Consider the following 17,007-nt stretch of genomic DNA (forward strand, 5'->3'; position numbering starts at 1 on the left):
CTGGCATTCGCCAACGGAGTGGGGAGACGTTCATTCATGAGTGGCGGAGAGGCTGACTGAGCCTTGTTGCGTGCGATAGGATGCGTTTAAAGCAAAAATTACTTTCTTGAAATTATGTTGCTTTAAAATACTATCTCACTTCATGCCCTTTCATTCATAAAGTTGTATTTTATTTATGTACTCTGTCTCCCTCCAGCAACTAGTGGTGGCTGGTAGCAAGCTGAGCGGCCCATAAACGACAACGCCAGCCCGCAGGCTGGCGTTGTCGTCACTATGCTGCCAGGAGCGTCACCCCGCCATGCTGCGCAAGATCAAGCCCGTGATGTAGGCGCCGTAGGTGCCCAGCGCGTAGCCGAGCACGGCCAGCAGCACGCCGACGGGGGCCAGGGCCGGGTGGAAGGCGCTGGCGATGACGGGGGCGGAAGCGGCGCCGCCGATGTTCGCCTGCGAGCCGACGGCCATGAAGAACAGCGGTGCGCGGATCAGCTTGGCGACGAGCAGCATCAGGCCGCCATGCACGGCGATCCAGATCAGACCCAGCAGGAACAGGAAAGGCTTGTCGAACAGGGCTTTCAAGTCCATGTGCATGCCGATGGTGGCCACCAGCACGTACAGCATGGCAGAGCCGATGGTCGAGGCGCCCGCGCCTTCCAGGCTGCGCGCTTTGGTAAAGCTCAGCAGCAAGCCGAAGGTGGTGGCGAGCACGACGATCCAGAAGAAGTTCGACGTCAGGCTGTAATCCTGCAAGCGCCATGCGGCGGGCAGGGTGTTGATCCAGCTGATGATGGGGCCGGCAAGGAAATGCGACAGGCCCGTCACGCCCAGGCCCACGCCGAGGATGATCATGATGTCGGTGAGGGTGGCGATGCGCGCGTGTTGCGTGCGGTAGCTTTCGATGCTGTCCTTGAGCGCATTGATGGCCGTCAAATCGGCGCCGGTCCAGCGGTCGAAGGCGCCCGCGCGGCCGGCCAGGAACAACAGCACGGCCGTCCAGACGTTGGCCACCAGCACGTCGACGGCGACGAACTGGCCAAACAGCGTGGCGTCCACTTCAAACACTTCCTTCATGGCCGCCTGGTTGGCGCCGCCGCCTATCCACGAGCCGGCGACGGTCGTCATGCCGCGCCACGTATCGCCCGCCACTGTTTCCGGGTGGATCAAACGCAGCGCCTCGAACGAGACGAGGGCGCCCAGCATGACGCCCAGCGTGCCCGTCAAAAACATGATGATGGCCTTGGGGCCGAGGCGAATGATGCCGCCGAAATCGATGGCCACGCACAGCAGCACCAGCGCGCTGGGCAGCAGGTAATCGCGCGCCACGGCGTACAGGCCGGAAGAGTTGCCATCGATGACGCCGAAGGTGTTGAGCAGTGCCGGGATCAGATAGCACATCAGCAGGGAAGGAATGTACGTGTAGAACTTTTTCCAGAAGCCGTCGGGGCGGGAGGCGCTCCAGAAGACGGCCCCCAGGGTCATGGCGAGCAGGCCGAGGACGACGGCGTCATTGGTGATCAGGGCAGGTGTGGCAGGTGGCATCGGGGATTCCGGTGAACGTGTCAGGGACGCACGGGATGCCGATCAGGCCCCCGGGCGCGGGTGGCTGTATCGTATAGCAATGTTGAAGCCTAAACAAATTGTTTAAGCGGTGCTCTGCGGATTTTTTCTTGTCAAATCAAACACTTGGAAACTGCTACGCCACCTGGCGCAGCAGACTGGCGGTTACAAATAGCGCGCCAGCAAGGCCTTGTCGAGAGCACCGTCGAGTTCGATGCGCACGAAGTGGCCGCTGCCGGGCGCCACCTGGATCTCGCTGCCGTCGTCGCTGAGCATGCGGGTAATGGTGAAGTCGCGGTTGCCGCCCGGATGCACGGCCTCGATGCGGTCGCCCACGGCAAAGCGGTTTTTCACGTCCACCCGCGCCCAGCCGTCCGTCACGCCCAGCACGTCGCCCACGTACTGGCTGCGGTCGGCCTCGGACGCGCCGCGCATGTAGTTCTGGTGCGTCTGGGTATGATGGCGCTGGTAAAAACCATCCGTGTAGCCGCGGTTGGCCAGGCCTTGCAGCTGGCCCAGCAGGCCAATGTCGAAGGGCTTGCCCGCGACGGCGTCATCGATGGCCTGGCGGTAGACTTGCGCCGTGCGCGCCGCGTAGTACAGCGACTTGGTGCGGCCCTCGACTTTCAGCGAATCGACGCCGATTTTCACCAGGCGCTCGATGTGCTCGACGGCGCGCAAGTCCTTCGAATTCATGATGTAGGTGCCGTGCTCGTCTTCGAGTATCGGCATCAACTGGCCCGGACGCTGGGCTTCTTCGATGAAGTATGGCTGGTCGGCCAGCGGGTGGCGCGGCTGCTGGTGCAGGGCGGAAAACGCGTTATTGTCGGCCTCGGCCAGCGCCTGGTGAAATTCCAGCGGCACCACCTGCATGCCGCCCAGGTCGCCGCTGGCGTCTTCGGTGGCATTTTTCACCTTGTAATCCCAGCGGCAGGAATTCGTGCACGTGCCCTGGTTCGGGTCGCGGTGATTGAAGTAGCCTGACAGCAGACAGCGGCCCGAATAGGCGATGCACAGGGCGCCGTGGACGAATACTTCCAGTTCCATTTCCGGGCAGCGCTGGCGGATTTCCTCGATTTCGTCGAGCGACAGCTCGCGCGACAAAATCACGCGCGTCAAGCCCATGCGGTGCCAGAACTTCACGTCGGCCCAGTTGACGGCGTTCGCCTGCACGGACAGGTGCACGGGAATCTCCGGCCACTTGTCGCGCACCATCATGATCAGGCCGGGATCGGCCATGATCAGCGCGTCGGGGCGCATGGCGATCACCGGTTCCATGTCGCGCAAATAGGTTTTCAGCTTGGCGTTGTGGGCGAAGATATTGCTGGCGACAAAGAATTGCTTGCCACGTGCATGCGCGCCATCAATTCCTTCCTGCAAGGCTTGCAAAGTCGAAAAGTCGTTATTGCGCACGCGCAAGCTGTAGCGCGGCTGGCCCGCGTAGACGGCGTCGGCGCCAAAGTCGAAGGCGGCGTGCATCTTGGCCAGGGAGCCGGCAGGCAGGAGGAGTTCGGGAGCGTGGCGCATGGAAGATGGGCAAAGCCGGCGATCTTATGCTGGCTGGCCCCATATTGCATTGCCTAACGTCAAGAAATTGCACTAATTCGACACCATGGGAATGCATTTTCCTGCGTCGAAACAGACGGTCGTTTTTAACTAACATACGCGTGTAATTTGTGTCGCGAGAGCTGGCCAGAGCGATAGTTTATGAGTAATGAATGATTTGAATCGGTACTGCTCCGGTTTGCTCGACGCTAATATCTCTCCTGCTTTTGCCTTCCACATACCGAAGACTACAACCTCATCACCAGTATTGAGTTTTGCCAGCCAGTCAGCATTCTCGCACCAGACACTGGCTTCGACGCCGATACCAATTTCCGGATCATTGGCATCCGCAAGGTATTTGTTTTTTGTGAGGTTCAATACATTGCTTGTTTGATTCTTGCCTATGCCAATGCGCTTCGATTTGACCGTGCCATGCAAGGCGATAGGGTGTTGTACTGTATTGCGTATCGCATTTCTGTAGGCATCAAGATGGCGCTCTGTCTCGAAATAGAAATGAGACCATGGTACGGTCGTGTTACCTTCGAATATCAATTCCAGATACATCGCAATCTCTTCGTCCTCATCGCAGAGTGCACGTAATTGCAGCACACGCTTGGCCGAGTTGATATAGGCGGGAAGTTTTCCTCGTGAACTTTCAAATGTTTTGCTACTGCCGTTTGCAGATTTTTCGTCACTATTCGTTGCTTTTTTGCTCAATTCTGACAATGCGTCTCTGATCATGACTAGGCGCAGACGGTATTGGCCATTGCGGATGCTTTCAAAGAGGCCCGTCGATTCGTTTGCTATCGATTTGACCTTGTCGTTGATGGCATGCTTGCATCCTTCTGCATGATGGCCGCCAGGAAGCAAACGGAAATAAGCAGATACCAGATAAGGTTTGTCGTCCCGCTCCCGTGTATGTGCATTCTGATGGGTGACGTGAACAGAGCAATGGGAGCAACGAAGGGGCTCCGTGCCTTTTCCCTTCGAATAAATTTCGGCGGTCCATTCAATGCCAGCACTATCGAGTGCTGTGTTCATTTTGATACCCATTACAGTTCCTTTTGTTGGCCTCGAGCAATCATTCTAGCTGCCACCTTGAGAATTGTGCCCCTGGGTATGTCGCTAAAGGAATCCTTGAGTTGGCTTTCAACATAAAAACCGGCGCAGTCGGGCAATTAGACTATTTGTCCGCATCATTAGTGCCCAATAGCCAGAAAGAAGATTTTCCAGTTAGGCGGCACGGTTTTCACCAGCAGGAGATTCTCCACCAAGGACATGCACGATCGGGCTGGTGTCACTGCCATGTGCCTGTCGCATCGTCTCCGGCGCAAAATCGTCGACCTGTATCAAGCCGTCGACCAAACGCGCATATTCCAGCAAGGTATTGTGCTCTTGGCAGCTGACCGAGCCTGCGGCCTTGGCCGTCGCCAGCCACTGTTGCATGGCGGACAGGCTTTGCGGCAGGTGCCGCAGGGCCGCGCCTTCGGGCGTGTCCTTCAGGCGTTTTTCGATGTGCAGGACGTCGGGCAGCAGGGCCAGCGCCCGCTCGGCGCAAGCCACGGGATCTGCCGCGTCGCTGGCCACATGGCCGTCGGCCAGCAGGCGCTCGCGGTCGGCGCCCGGCGTTTGCAGGGCCAGCGCCACTTCACTGCCCAGTTCGTCGGAAGGCGGACGATGGGGCAGGCCAAACGGGAACAGCAGGGTGCGCAGCAGCATGGCCAGCACGCGCGCCGGGAAATTGTCGAGCACGCCCGTCAAACCCTGCTGCGCCTTGACCAGCGCATCCTGCAGCGACCAGTGCACATAGGGCAGATCGGGCTCGGGCCGGCCATCATCCTCGTAGCGTTTCAGCACGGACGAGGCCAGGTACAGTTGCGCCAGCACGTCGCCCAGCCGGGCGGACAGCCGTTCGCGGCGCTTGAGTTCGCCGCCGAGCACGAACATCGACATATCCGTCATGACGGCAAACGCCGTCGACAGCCGCGTCAACGCGCGGTAATAGGGCGCCAGTGCGGGCGCACCGGCGTCGGGCACGCCCGCCAGGCGCGCGCCGCCCAGCCCGTACCACAATCCCCTGGCCAGGTTGCTCAGCACAAAGCCCACGTGGCCAAAGAAGGCGGAGTCGAAATCGCGCAGAGCCTTGCGGCCGTCGCTTTCGCTGACGGCGGCCATTTCCCTGAGCACATATGGATGGGCGCGGATGGCGCCCTGGCCGAAGATGATCAGGCTGCGCGTGAGGATGTTGGCGCCTTCGACCGTGATGGCGATGGGGATTTGCTGGTAGGCGCTGGCGAGGAAATTGTTGGGGCCCACGCAGATGCCCTTGCCGCCGAGAATGTCCATGCCGTCATTGACGAGCGCGCGTCCCCGTTCCGTGACGTGATATTTGACGATGGCGGAAATGACGGCCGGCTTCTCGCCCAGGTCGACGGCGTGCGCGGCCAAGGTGCGGGCCGCATCCATCAGGTACAGGTTGGCGCCCATGCGGGCCAGCGCTTCCTGCACCCCTTCGAACTTGCCGATCGGCATGTTGAACTGGCGCCGCACGGCCGCATACGCGCCGGTGCCGCGCACGGCCATCTTGCCCATGCCCACGCTGGACGAGGGCAGAGAGATTGCGCGCCCGGCCGCCAGGCATTCCATCAGCATGCGCCATCCTTTCCCCACTTGCGCCTGGCCGCCGATGACCCAGTCGATGGGGATGAAGACATCGGTGCCGGACGTGGGGCCGTTCTGGAAGGCGGCATTCAATGGGTGGTGACGGCGGCCGATCACCACGCCGTCGTGGCTGGCGGGGATCAGCGCGCAGGTGATGCCGGGCGCATCGTTGTCGGACAGCAGATGCTCGGGATCGCTGGTCTGGAATGCCAGGCCCAGCAAGGTCGCCACGGGCGTCAGGGTGATGTAGCGCTTGTTCCACGTGAGGCGGAAACCCAGGGTGGCGCGGCCCTCATGCATGCCCATGCACACCACGCCCAGGTCGGGGATGGCGGCCGCATCGGAACCCGCGTACGGGCTGGTCAGGGCAAAGCAGGGAATCTCCGTGCCGGCGGCCAAGCGCGGCAGATAATGGTTTTTCTGTTCTTCGGTGCCGTAGTGTAACAACAGTTCAGCCGGCCCCAGCGAATTGGGCACCATTACGGTCACGGCCAGCGCCGAGCAGCGGCTCGACAATTTCATGACCACTTGAGAATGCATGTAGGCGGAGAACTGCTTGCCGCCGTACTGCTTCGGGATGATCATTCCGAGGAAACCCTGGCTTTTCATGTAGTCCCAGGCTTGCGGCGGCAAATCCTGCGCCTGCTGCGTTTCCCAGTCGTTGACCAGTTCACACAGCCGCTCGACGTCATGCTCAAGAAAGTGACGCTCTTCGGCCGTGAGCGAGGCGCGGCCATAGCCCAGCAATTTTGGCCAGTCGGGCTTGCCGGAAAACAGCTCGGCATCCCACCACGTGGTGCCCGCTTCGAGCGCGTCGCGTTCCGTGTCGGACATCGTCGGCAAAATACGCTTGAACAGGGCCAGCAAGTGTGGAGCAAGCAGGGCGCGGCGCACGGGGCCGGGCGCGAACAGTGCAACCAGGCCCAGCAGGGCCAGCATCAATATGATCGTCAGCATGCGATATCTCCCTGTGTAATGAGGACAGGGTAGTCCGATGCGGCCGATGTTACTGTGCGGTACAGCGCATACGCACAACGCCAACCGCAGGGGTTGGCGCTGTGGTGTGAAGCGTGAGGCGTATTAGCGTTGTGGCACGACAATCACCGTGTCGCCCGCCTTGCCTTTGGCGCCAGTGTCGCACCGGCAGGGCCGATAACGACTGGTACTACGGCGGGCGCTGCCTGACCCGCTTATTTGACGGTGAAACTCTGGTTGTAGCCGCCATTCGTACTCGTATAGCCCAATACATCACCGAAAGCCAGCGAGCTGATTAGCCATGCGCCCGCTTTGGCGCCTGCGGGGATCCTGACCGTCGAACTGAAGGTGGCATGCTTCGCATCGCCGGATGCCAGCACCCATGTGCTGTCGATGCGGGTGCCGCCGATATCGGCGAGGTTGTACCAGGAGGTGCCGGGCAGGGCGTTGAGATTGACCCCGGTGGCATCTGTCACGGTCACCGTGGCCGTCACCAGTTGGCTTGCCTGGGAGGCATCAACGATGCTGGGGGTGACGGTGATGGCTGACACGGCGGGGCCCGCCGTGTCGCTGAGTCCATCGTTTTGCACGGTGAAACTCTGGCTGTAGCCGCCATTCGTACTCGTATAGCCCAATACGTCACTGAACGATGTCGCACCAACCAGCCATGCGCCCGCTTTGGCACCGGCTGGGATCGTCACCGTCGAACTGAAAGTGGCATGCTTCGCGTCGCCGGAGGCCAGTACCCATTTGCTATTGATGCGGGTGCCGCCGATATCGGCGATGCTGTGCCAATAGGGGGAGGGCAGATCTTTGAGATTGATTCCGGTGTCGTCTGTCACGGTCACCGTGGCCGTCACGCGTTGGCTCGCCTGCGAGACGTCAACGGTGCTGGGATTGACGGTGATGGCTGACACGACGGGGCCCGACGTGTCGTTGTCTCCATCGTTTTGCACGGTGAAACTCTGGCTGTAGCCGCCATTCGTACTCGTATAGCCCAATACGTCACGGAACGATGTCGCACCAACCAGCCATGCGCCCGCTTTGGCGCCGGCGGGGATCGTCACCGTGGAACTGAAGGTGGCATGCTTCGCGTCGCCGGAGGCCAGCACCCATTTGCTGTCGATGCGGGTGCCGCCGATATCGGCGATGCTGTGCCAATAGGGGTGGGGCAGGGCGTTGAGATTGATGCCGGTGGCATCTGTCACGGTCACCGTGGCCGTCACGCGTTGGCTTGCCTGCGAGACGTCGACGGTGGCGGGGGTGACGGTGATGGCTGACACGGAGGGGCCCGACGTGTCGACGGTGCTGGCGCTGACAGTGACCGTTGCATCCGCACTGTTCGCTTTGCCATCGTTGACGATGAGTTTGGCGACATACAAGCCGGAGGCATCGGCGGTAAAGGTGGTCCTGGCCGCGCTGACAGAGGACAAGGTGGCCGTGCTGTTCGCCGGTTTTTCCGTCAGCATCCAGGCAAACGTCAACACATCGCCATTGGCATCCGAGCTGGCGCTGCCATCGAGTTCGACCACGCTGCCGGACAAGACATTCTGCGCGTAGCCTGCGTTCGCAACCGGCGCCGCATTGGCTACACTGGCCGTAATGCTGACTGCCGCGGCGTTGCTGCTGACCTTGCCGTCGTTGACGATGACGCTGGCAACATAGGTGCCAGCCACATCCGCCGTAAAAGTGGGTCTGGCGGAGGTCGGCGACGCCAAGCTTGCCGTGCTGCCTGCCGGTTTGGATTGCAGGGTCCACGCATAGCTGAGTGTACGGCCGGCATCTGCCGAGCTGGCGCTGCCATCGAGAGTAACGACAGTGCCCGTCACCACGCTTTGTACCGGCCCGGCCTGGGCGACAGGGGGGACTGCGGCAATATCGGCGATGACTTGCTTGATGGTGTCTGGATTGCTGATCTTGGCCAGCGCGGTCACGACCTGGGTAAGCTGGGCGGCATTGATTTTTATTCTGAGCGCATCGAGAAGCCTGTCCTGCGCATCGCCGCCGGCCGGGTTGCCTTGCGTCGCCGCTTTCAATGGTGTGGAAAGGAAATCAGCGAGCGGGGTCGTGTCGACGACACCGCTCAGTACCGCAGCCACGTCAGCCTGCGCTGCTTTCACCGCAGTGCTATTGATCTTGCTGCCGGCAATAGCGGAGTCAAAAGCGGCGAAGAAGACCGCGGGTTCGTTCCCCAATACCCGCGCCGTCAGCATTTCGGTCAGTGGCGTGATATTGGCAGTGGCGGCGTTGCCGCTTCCCAGTACGAGCGTGTGTAATTTGGAGCCATCAGCCGGATCGGTGATCTGGAGCAGGCACGGCAGTTGGCCACCGGCGGCGGCAAGGCTGTAGCTGCCGTCGGCCAGCGTCGTGGTGTTGCCTGTGCCCGTCTGGCATTTGGCAGTAATCATGGCGCCAGCAATTGCTTTCCCCGTTGCGGCAGTGCCGTTGACGGTTAACTCTGCCGGGCTAGCAGGGGCCGGTGAGGCGCCGCTACCGCCGCCGCCGCATGCAACGAGCATGCACGAACCAAGCATAATTGCCAAAGTCTTCATCGAATCTATCCATTTTCAATTTTTAAAGTGATGCCATGTGGCGTCACGCTCAAACGGCCAAGCTCTTGCCGGAGTCAGTCTGTTAAGGGAAATTATATATCTTTAAGCAATAGTTCATGCCTTGAAATTGAAGGCGATGCAGCTGAAGGGAGTGAGGGATGGATTTTTTCAAGCGGCGCGCAGCGCTGCGCGGTTGCAGCGTGACTGGCGACAGGCTGGATGCGAACAATTCAGCAAACAAAAAAGCCAACCCGAAGGTTGGCTTTTTGCTATGTGTTGCTGAATTCTTGGTGGCCCGGGGCGGAATCGAACCACCGACACAAGGATTTTCAATCCTCTGCTCTACCGACTGAGCTACCAGGCCAAGGCGGCGAATTATAGCAGAAAGACTTTCCACCTGACCAGAGCTGGCTGTGTTCAAATGCAACAGATGGCCAAAACATGGTGTTTTGGCATCCTTGTATGACCTGAAGGGATGTGGCGATGCAGCGACGTATTGGAGTGCAGGGCCTGGCGGTGGCGGGCTTGTTCAGTTTGTTGTGCGGTACGGCGCGGGCCGACGGGCTGGCCGAGCTGAATGCGGCGCTGTCGCGCTTGCAGGGCCAGATGCCGATCAAGGCGCAGGTCGAATCGAAATCCTGGCGCCGCGAGGGCGAGGGCAAGGCGGCGGAAGAGGATAGCGGCCAGGCCACTGTCACTGTCGAGGGCGGGCCGGCGGGCTTGCAGGTGCTCTACGGCAAGGAGTTGCTGGCGAAAGTGGAGGCCGAGCAGCGCGCCAGGGTGAAGGATCCGAAGGTCAAGACGCCGATCGGCTTTGCGCTGGGGGAAATGAAGGCGACGGAACTGCGTTCCATGGTGTCGGCGGCGGATGCCTTGTCGCGCGAGATCGAGGAGGCCGTGTTCAGCGGCGAAAAAATGGATAGCTACAAGGGCAAGCCAGCGCGGCTGCTCAGCTTTACCTTGTCGCTCGACAAAGTGCCTGAGAAAGACCGCAAGTATGTGAAGAAGTTCGACGGCGGCCTCGATGTGTGGATCGCCGCGGACGGCACGCCGCTGGCCAGCCATTTCCACTTTGACGTGAGCGGGCGCGCCTTTGTCGTCATCAGCTTTACGCAAAAGACGGACGAGACGCGCCAATATGGTGTCAGCGGCGACCATTTATTGTTGCTGCGCAAGGAGAGCAAGAATGCCATGTCGGGCGCGGGCGAGAAAGTGGAAAGCAAGATCGTCAAGACCTTGCTGCTGCAGCCCTGACATGTTGCAGTAGCACTCGATTACATGGCGGCGCTGCCGCCCAGGCCGCTCTTTTGCAGCACGCAGCGCCCTGCTTCGCAGGTGGCGCCCGGATCCGTGACGATGGAGCAGGTGGACATCATGCCGTCCGCCTGCTGCTGCTTGCGGCTTGCTTCGGCTTGCGCCTGTGCCAGTGCCTTGAGTTTCTTGCCGTCATTGCTTTTGCTGGACCAGGCCAGGTAGCGCTCGGGGCCGCCGCAAGCCTTGGCGCCGATGGCGATGGTCTGGCATTGCTGGGTGGAATCGCAGGCGGCGGCGCCCACTTCCGCCTGGATTTGCGCCAGCAAGCCGGCATTGCCGGGGGCGGGCGGCGCATCATCTTGCGTGGGGGCGCTGCCGCAGGCGCTGGCGGCCAGCAGCAGGAAGCTGGCGCACGCGGCGCGCAGCAGGGGCAACAGGGTAGGGTAGGTTGGCGTTTGCATGTCCTTATCATGTGCCAGGCTTGCGTAAATGGCAAGCGCGATTCGCGCCTGGCCAGAACCTTGATCCCGGTCATTTCCATTGTCAACCCGTCAAAGTTAATATAAATCAACATCCAACCAGCGATGTACGGGTGGCAACCGGGCCGGTGCGCTGCATTCCCGCGCCGGCGCGCGCCGCCGATTCGGGAATGTTTCCAGGAGTTAGACTATGCGCCGCACCCTCTCACCCTTCCTCTTCATCACCAGCCTGGCCTTTGGCGGCGTCCTGCATGCCGCCGAAAAGGAACCGATCCAGCCGATTACTGCCGCCAAGGTGGCCAATCCAGCCATGGTCGAGCTGGGCAAGAAACTGTTTTTCGATCCGCGCCTGTCGCGCTCGGGCTTTATTTCCTGCAACAGCTGCCACAACCTGAGCATGGGCGGCACGGACAATATCAAGACCTCGATAGGCCACAACTGGCAGCGCGGGCCCATCAATTCGCCTACCGTGCTCAATTCCAGCATGAACGTGGCGCAATTCTGGGATGGCCGCGCCAAGGATTTGCAGGAGCAGGCGGGCGGCCCCATCGCCAATCCCGGCGAGATGGCTTTTACGCACGAGCTGGCCATCGACGTGCTGGCCTCGATTCCCGCCTACCGCGCGGAATTCAGACAAGTGTTTGGCCAGGATAAATTGACCATCGAGCAAGTCACGCGCGCCATCGCCGCCTTTGAAGAGGTGCTGGTGACGCCCGGTTCCCGTTTCGATCAATGGCTGTCGGGCAAGAAAAGCGCGTTGACGAAAGACGAGCTGGCCGGCTACCAGCTGTTCAAATCGAGCGGCTGCATCGCCTGTCATAACGGCCCCGCCGTGGGCGGCAATACTTTCCAGAAGATGGGTGTCGTCGAGCCGTACAAGACGGCGATGACGGCGCAAGGGCGCTCGGCCGTGACGGGCAAGGATGCCGACCGTTTCAATTTCAAGGTACCGACCCTGCGCAACGTGGAGCTGACGTATCCCTATTTCCACGATGGCGAAGCGGCGACCCTGACGCAAGCCGTCGACGTGATGGGCCGTTTGCAACTGGGCCGCACCTTTACGCCCGACGAGAACGCCAGGCTGGTGGCGTTCCTGAAAACCCTGACGGGCAAGCAGCCGCACATCGTGCTGCCGATCTTGCCGCCATCGAGCGACACTACGCCGCGGCCGGTGCCGTTTGACTGAGTGCTTGCCTGGGGTCAGACCCGGCGGGTCTGACCCCGACACCAGTTACTTCAACGTACGCTGGAACAACTGGTAAATCCGGCGGTACTCGTCATACCACGCTTCCGGCTGCACGAAACCGTGGCGCTCCATCGGGTAGCTGGCCATTTCCCAGTTATCCTTTTTCAGCTCGATCAAGCGTTGCGACAGACGCACGGAGTCCTGGTAAAACACGTTGTCGTCGATCATGCCATGGGCGATCAGGAGGTTGCCCGTCAGTTTGTCCGCGTATTCGATCGGTGACGAAATTTTATACGCTTGCGGGTCGACGTCCGGCGTGTTCAGGATATTTGCCGTGTATTCGTGGTTGTAGGTGGTCCAGTCCGTCACGGGACGCAGCGCGGCGCCCGATTTGAAGATGTCCGGTGCACGCATCAGGGCCATCAGGCTCATGAAGCCACCATAGCTGCCGCCATAGATGCCCACGTTCCGGATGTCGCCCTGGTGCTGCTGCGCCAGCCAGTTGGCGCCGTCGATAAAATCTTCCAGTTCCGGGTGGCCCATCTGGCGGTAGATGGCCGTGCGCCAGGCGCTGCCGTAGCCGAGCGAGGCGCGGTAGTCGACGTCGAGCACAATGTAACCCTGCTCGACCAGCAGGTTGTGGAACATCTGTTCGCGGAAATACACGGGATAGCGCTCGGTGACATTCTGCAGGTAGCCGGCGCCGTGCGCGAACATGACGATCGGATAGCGCTTGCCCGCTTCCAGCTGCTTTGGCCGGTACAACTTGGCCCAGATCGGCGCCGCGCCATGCGTGGACGGCACTTGCACCAGTTCCGGCATGACCCAGCTGCGCGCCTTGAAGGCGTCGCTGCGCGTATCGGTCAGGATGTTCGCCTTGCCGCCAGAGACAGAAACGCTGGCCAGCTGGGCCGGCATATAGCTGGTGGAATAGCGCAGCAGCAGCTTGCCGTTGTCGGGCGACAGGCCGAAGTTTTCCACGCCTTTCAAATTCGTCACTTCGCGCGCGCCGCCCTCTTTCGCCGTGCTGGCGCACACTTCATACGTGCCGGGCGCTTGCCGGTTGCACATAAAATACGCGTTCTTGCCGTCGCGGCTCCATTCGACGGAGCTCACTTCCCACTGGCCGCTGGTCAGCGCGCGCGCCGGGGCCGCGCCCGTTTTCGCGTACAGGTGGGCGTAGCCGCTTTCCTCGGACAGATACCACAGGGTGGCGTTGTCGGGCAGCCAGCCGAATTCCTCGGCGCGGCGGTTGACCCAGGCCGTATCGCTGATGCGGTGCACGGGCACGAGGGCGCCGTTGGCCAGGTCGACGTTGGCGAGCCAGCCATCCTTGTTGTCGATGGCGCGGATGCGCACGGCGACCTTGCTGCCGTCATCGGTCCAGGCGATGCCGTCGCGCTGGGCGTCGATGCGCACGGCACGGTTGCCTTTCAACGGCGGCAGTTTCTGTTCGGCGCGCAAGGCCGCCAGCGGGTCGGTGGCGATGCCGGGCAGGCTGTCAAAAGCGATCTCGCGCACCTGGCCCGTGCGCAGGTCGGCCAGCTTCAGGCTTTGCGCGATCGGCATGTTGCGGCCCACGCGCGTGCGCTCGTCGTCCGCTTCCGGGTAGCCCGTTTCCGTGACGTAGCGCGCCAGTTTGCCCAGCTTGCCCTTTTCGGCGGCCTTGTCTTGCGTGACGAACAGCAGCCAGCGGCCATCCGGCGACAGGGCGCTGCCGGAAATGGTGACTTTTTCTCCCAGGTAGATCGGTTCCGGCGCGCGCGTGGCGTCCAGGCGGCGCTCTTCATGGCGGCGTTCGCGGCTCGCGTCGCGGTCTTCCTTCTGGCGCGCCAGGTTGACGATCAGGCGCAGTTGCAATTCGCGCAGGGCGTCCGCTTCCGGCTTGGCGTCCGGGTCCTTGGCCGCGCGCAGCAGGGCGACGGGAGCGCTCAGGCGCTCCGCGCGGCTCCAGCTGAACCAGTCGGTGCCGCTGCGGTATTGCACGGCGCCGCCGTCGGCGGAATATTGCGGGTCGCTGATGGCGGAGACGCCGCGCGTGATTTGCGTCAAGGCGCCGTTCTTCAGGTCGCGCTCGAACAAGTCGCCGTTGCGCAGCAGGATGGCGCGCGTGCCGGCCCGGTTGACGACCATTTGCTGGCCATCGAGGTTGGCCAGCTGCGCATCGTCGACCTGCTTGCCGCTATTGAGTTTCGCGTTCGCGCCTGGCAATTGATACGTGTCGCGCAGGGGCGAGCCGAGGCGTTTTTGCTTGTAGTAGAGCTGGCCATTCCAGCCCCACCATGCCGCTTCGACGGGCGTGCCGATCCAGTCGGGATCGGCCATGGCCTGGTCCAGCGTGATCGGCGTGGGCGCGGTGGCGGTGGAGGACGGGGCCGCATGGGCGGCGGGCAGCAGAGAGAGCAGCAGCGGCAGCAGAGGTAGAACCAGACGCATCGGGGATCGCTTTAATCAAAGGGGATGGTGAAGGTACAGGCTATGAGGCCGGTATTCTAGCGGAGGAGTTTCGTGCAGGAAATGTCGGAAAGCTAAGCTTGACGCTGGGTCAGCCAGACGAGAAAGTCGGCTAGCGGCATGGGCCGCGCATACAGATAGCCTTGCAAGCCATCGCAATCGTGGGCGAGCAGGAAATCGGCCTGCTCCTGCGTTTCCACGCCTTCGGCCACGACGCGCAAGCCCAGGTGGCGCGCCATGGCCAGGATCGCTTGCACGATGGCCGTGTCGCGCGCATCGCGCGGTGTGTCGTCGATGAAGCGCTTGTCGATTTTGAGTTCATACAGCGGCATCGAGGTCAGGTAGGCGAGGCTGGAATAGCCGGTGCCGAAATCGTCGATGGAAAAGCGGATGCCCAGGGCCGCCAGCTCGCGCATGCGCGCCAGCGAGGCGTCGCGCTGGTCGATCAGCAAACCCTCCGTCAGTTCCAGGATCAGGGCGCCGGCCGGCGTGCCGTGTTCGGCCAGCGCCGCCTGCACGCGGGCGGCGAAATCGGGCTGGCGAAACTGCGCCGGACTGACATTCACCGACAGGGCGACGGGCTGCCCGGCCCGCGCCAGCATGGTCGCCGCGCGGCACGCTTCGCGCAGGGCCCAGTGCCCGAGCTTGACGATCAGTCCCGATTCCTCGGCGATGGGAATGAACACGCCAGGCGCGATGTATGTGCCGTCCGCTTGCGGCCAGCGCATCAGCAATTCGGCGCCCGTCACCCGGCCGTGGCGGTCGACCTGCGGCTGCACGTGCATGCATAATTGACTGGCATCGAGGGCGCGCGCCAGCGCCCGTTCCAGGGTCAGGCGGCGCTCCACGCCCGCCTGCATGGCCGCTTCAAAGAAGGCGATGCCGTTGCGTCCTTCCGCTTTGGCGCGGTACATGGCGATGTCCGCTTCGCGCAGCAGGTCGTGCGCCTGCTGGCCCGCTTTCGGCAGCAGGGTCACGCCGATGCTGGCGCTGCAATGATAGGACTGCCCGTCGATATCGAAGTCGCGCGCGATGGCGGCGCGGATTTTCTCGGCCACCTGGGCTGCCGCGCGGGCGGCGCTGTCCAGGTCATCGGCCAGGTGCGCCAGCAGCACGACGAATTCGTCGCCGCCGATGCGCGCCACCGTGTCGGCCTTGCGCATCAGCTGCGCCAGCCGTTCGCCCGCCAGGCGCAGCAGCGCGTCGCCGGTGGCGTGACCGCGCGCGTCGTTGATGTGCTTAAAGTGGTCGAGGTCGATGAACATCAGCGCGCTGATGGACTGGTCGCGCGGTGCGGCGGCCAGCAGGTGAGCGATGCGGTCCATCAGCAGGCGCCGGTTGGGCAGGCCCGTCAGCACGTCGTAGAAGGCCAGGCGGTGGATGTCCGCTTCCGATTTCTTGCGCTCGTCGATTTCGCGCTCGACGGCCACCCAGTGCGTCTGCTTGCCGTCCGCATCCGTGAACGGCACCAGTTCCGCTTCCACCCAGTACGCCTTGCCGGCCTTGTTGTAATTCAGCAATTCCGCCCTGGCCGGCTGGGCCTGGGCCATGGCGGCGGCGATGCGCGCCAGTTCGTCCGTATCGGTGGCGTCGCCTTGCTGGAACAGCAGGCTGCGGCCCAGCACCTCGGCGCGCGCATAGCCGCTGCTGCGCTCGAAGGCGTCGTTGACGAAGATGATGCGCGTGGCCGATACCGTGCCGGAGTCGGGGGCATCGCTCACTTCGGCGATCATCACCATGTCGTTCAGGCGGGCCAGCGCCGTGGCCGTCAAGCGCAGGTCGGCGTTCAGCTGCGACAGGGCCTGGCTGCTGCGTTCCAGGTGGCGCAGCAGGAAGGCGCAGGACAGGGTCAGCACGGCGGCGATGAACAGGAAGTTCAGGGCCACGATCAGCGCGCGCAGCACGGGGGAGTCGGGCACGCCCTGCACGTGCAGGGCGACGTCGGGATGCAGGCCGAGGACAAAGATGGTCAGCGACGTCAGGGCCAGGGTCGACAAGGCGGGCCGCATCCCCAGCAGCAGGGCCGCCAGCACGGGCATGAGCATCATGTAGATCTGGCTGACGGGGCCGATTTTCAGGAGCAGGCCCACGCCCACCAGGTAGGCGATGATGAGAAATTGCCACACGCGCCAGCGGTAGGGCATGGCGCGCCAATGCCAGATGAGGCCGATCCAGCCGATGGCCAGCACGTCGAGGATGACTATGGACCAGATAGCTTCGCGCGCGGCCAGCAGGGCGCTGGGAATGGCAGTGACGATGCCCAGCAGCAGCACCGCCTGCAGCAGGCGCGCAAAAATCTGTCCGCGCCAGTGCGCGAGATCGTTTGACGCGGCCACGCTGCCGTCCT

Annotated in this window: 10 protein-coding genes and 1 tRNA gene; 2 read left to right on the forward strand and 9 right to left on the reverse strand. The window is 62.3% G+C overall.

Features of this window, described 5'->3' with window-relative positions; translation table 11 throughout:
- Window positions 1-288 precede the first annotated feature (288 nt).
- The 6 genes from P9875_RS04360 to P9875_RS04385 all read right to left on the reverse strand — a co-directional run bounded on the left by P9875_RS04360 (window position 289) and on the right by P9875_RS04385 (window position 9,651).
- Window positions 289-1,536, reverse strand: coding sequence for a DUF819 domain-containing protein (locus P9875_RS04360; RefSeq protein ID WP_278317674.1), 1,248 nt, complete (start codon window positions 1,534-1,536; stop codon window positions 289-291).
- Between the two features lie 183 nt (window positions 1,537-1,719).
- Window positions 1,720-3,081 (reverse strand): tRNA 5-hydroxyuridine modification protein YegQ, encoded by a 1,362-nt coding sequence (gene yegQ, locus P9875_RS04365; protein ID WP_278317675.1) that lies wholly within the window; start codon window positions 3,079-3,081, stop codon window positions 1,720-1,722.
- 129 nt (window positions 3,082-3,210) lie between these two features.
- Window positions 3,211-4,152: a hypothetical protein gene (locus P9875_RS04370; RefSeq protein ID WP_099401407.1), complete on the reverse strand. Its 942-nt coding sequence runs from the start codon at window positions 4,150-4,152 to the stop codon at window positions 3,211-3,213.
- A gap of 180 nt (window positions 4,153-4,332) precedes the next feature.
- Window positions 4,333-6,717 (reverse strand): acyl-CoA dehydrogenase, encoded by a 2,385-nt coding sequence (locus P9875_RS04375; RefSeq protein WP_278317676.1) that lies wholly within the window; start codon window positions 6,715-6,717, stop codon window positions 4,333-4,335.
- Between the two features lie 233 nt (window positions 6,718-6,950).
- Window positions 6,951-9,287 carry a PKD domain-containing protein gene (locus P9875_RS04380; RefSeq protein WP_278317677.1) on the reverse strand — a complete coding sequence of 779 codons (2,337 nt, stop codon included), beginning with the start codon at window positions 9,285-9,287 and terminating at the stop codon, window positions 6,951-6,953.
- 288 nt (window positions 9,288-9,575) lie between these two features.
- A tRNA-Phe gene (locus P9875_RS04385) sits at window positions 9,576-9,651 on the reverse strand.
- A 119-nt stretch (window positions 9,652-9,770) separates the two neighbouring features.
- Here P9875_RS04385 and P9875_RS04390 point away from each other — a divergent pair.
- Entirely contained in the window at window positions 9,771-10,541 is a 771-nt protein-coding gene (locus P9875_RS04390) for a hypothetical protein (RefSeq protein WP_278317678.1), read from the forward strand.
- A 20-nt stretch (window positions 10,542-10,561) separates the two neighbouring features.
- Here the strand turns inward: P9875_RS04390 and P9875_RS04395 are convergent, their stop codons facing one another.
- Window positions 10,562-11,002: a hypothetical protein gene (locus P9875_RS04395; RefSeq protein WP_051959357.1), complete on the reverse strand. Its 441-nt coding sequence runs from the start codon at window positions 11,000-11,002 to the stop codon at window positions 10,562-10,564.
- A gap of 208 nt (window positions 11,003-11,210) precedes the next feature.
- Here P9875_RS04395 and P9875_RS04400 point away from each other — a divergent pair, with 208 nt between their 5' ends.
- Window positions 11,211-12,206 (forward strand): cytochrome-c peroxidase, encoded by a 996-nt coding sequence (locus tag P9875_RS04400; RefSeq protein WP_278317679.1) that lies wholly within the window; start codon window positions 11,211-11,213, stop codon window positions 12,204-12,206.
- Window positions 12,207-12,251: 45 nt separating this feature from the next.
- Here the strand turns inward: P9875_RS04400 and P9875_RS04405 are convergent, their stop codons facing one another.
- A complete protein-coding gene (locus P9875_RS04405; RefSeq protein WP_278317681.1) occupies window positions 12,252-14,642 on the reverse strand; it encodes a S9 family peptidase in 2,391 nt (796 codons plus the stop codon).
- Window positions 14,643-14,734: 92 nt separating this feature from the next.
- Complete coding sequence (locus P9875_RS04410; RefSeq protein WP_278317682.1) at window positions 14,735-16,996, reverse strand: putative bifunctional diguanylate cyclase/phosphodiesterase; 2,262 nt, start codon at window positions 16,994-16,996, stop codon at window positions 14,735-14,737.
- Window positions 16,997-17,007: the final 11 nt, after the last annotated feature.

Source organism: Janthinobacterium rivuli (assembly GCF_029690045.1).
Taxonomy (GTDB): domain Bacteria; phylum Pseudomonadota; class Gammaproteobacteria; order Burkholderiales; family Burkholderiaceae_D; genus Janthinobacterium; species Janthinobacterium rivuli.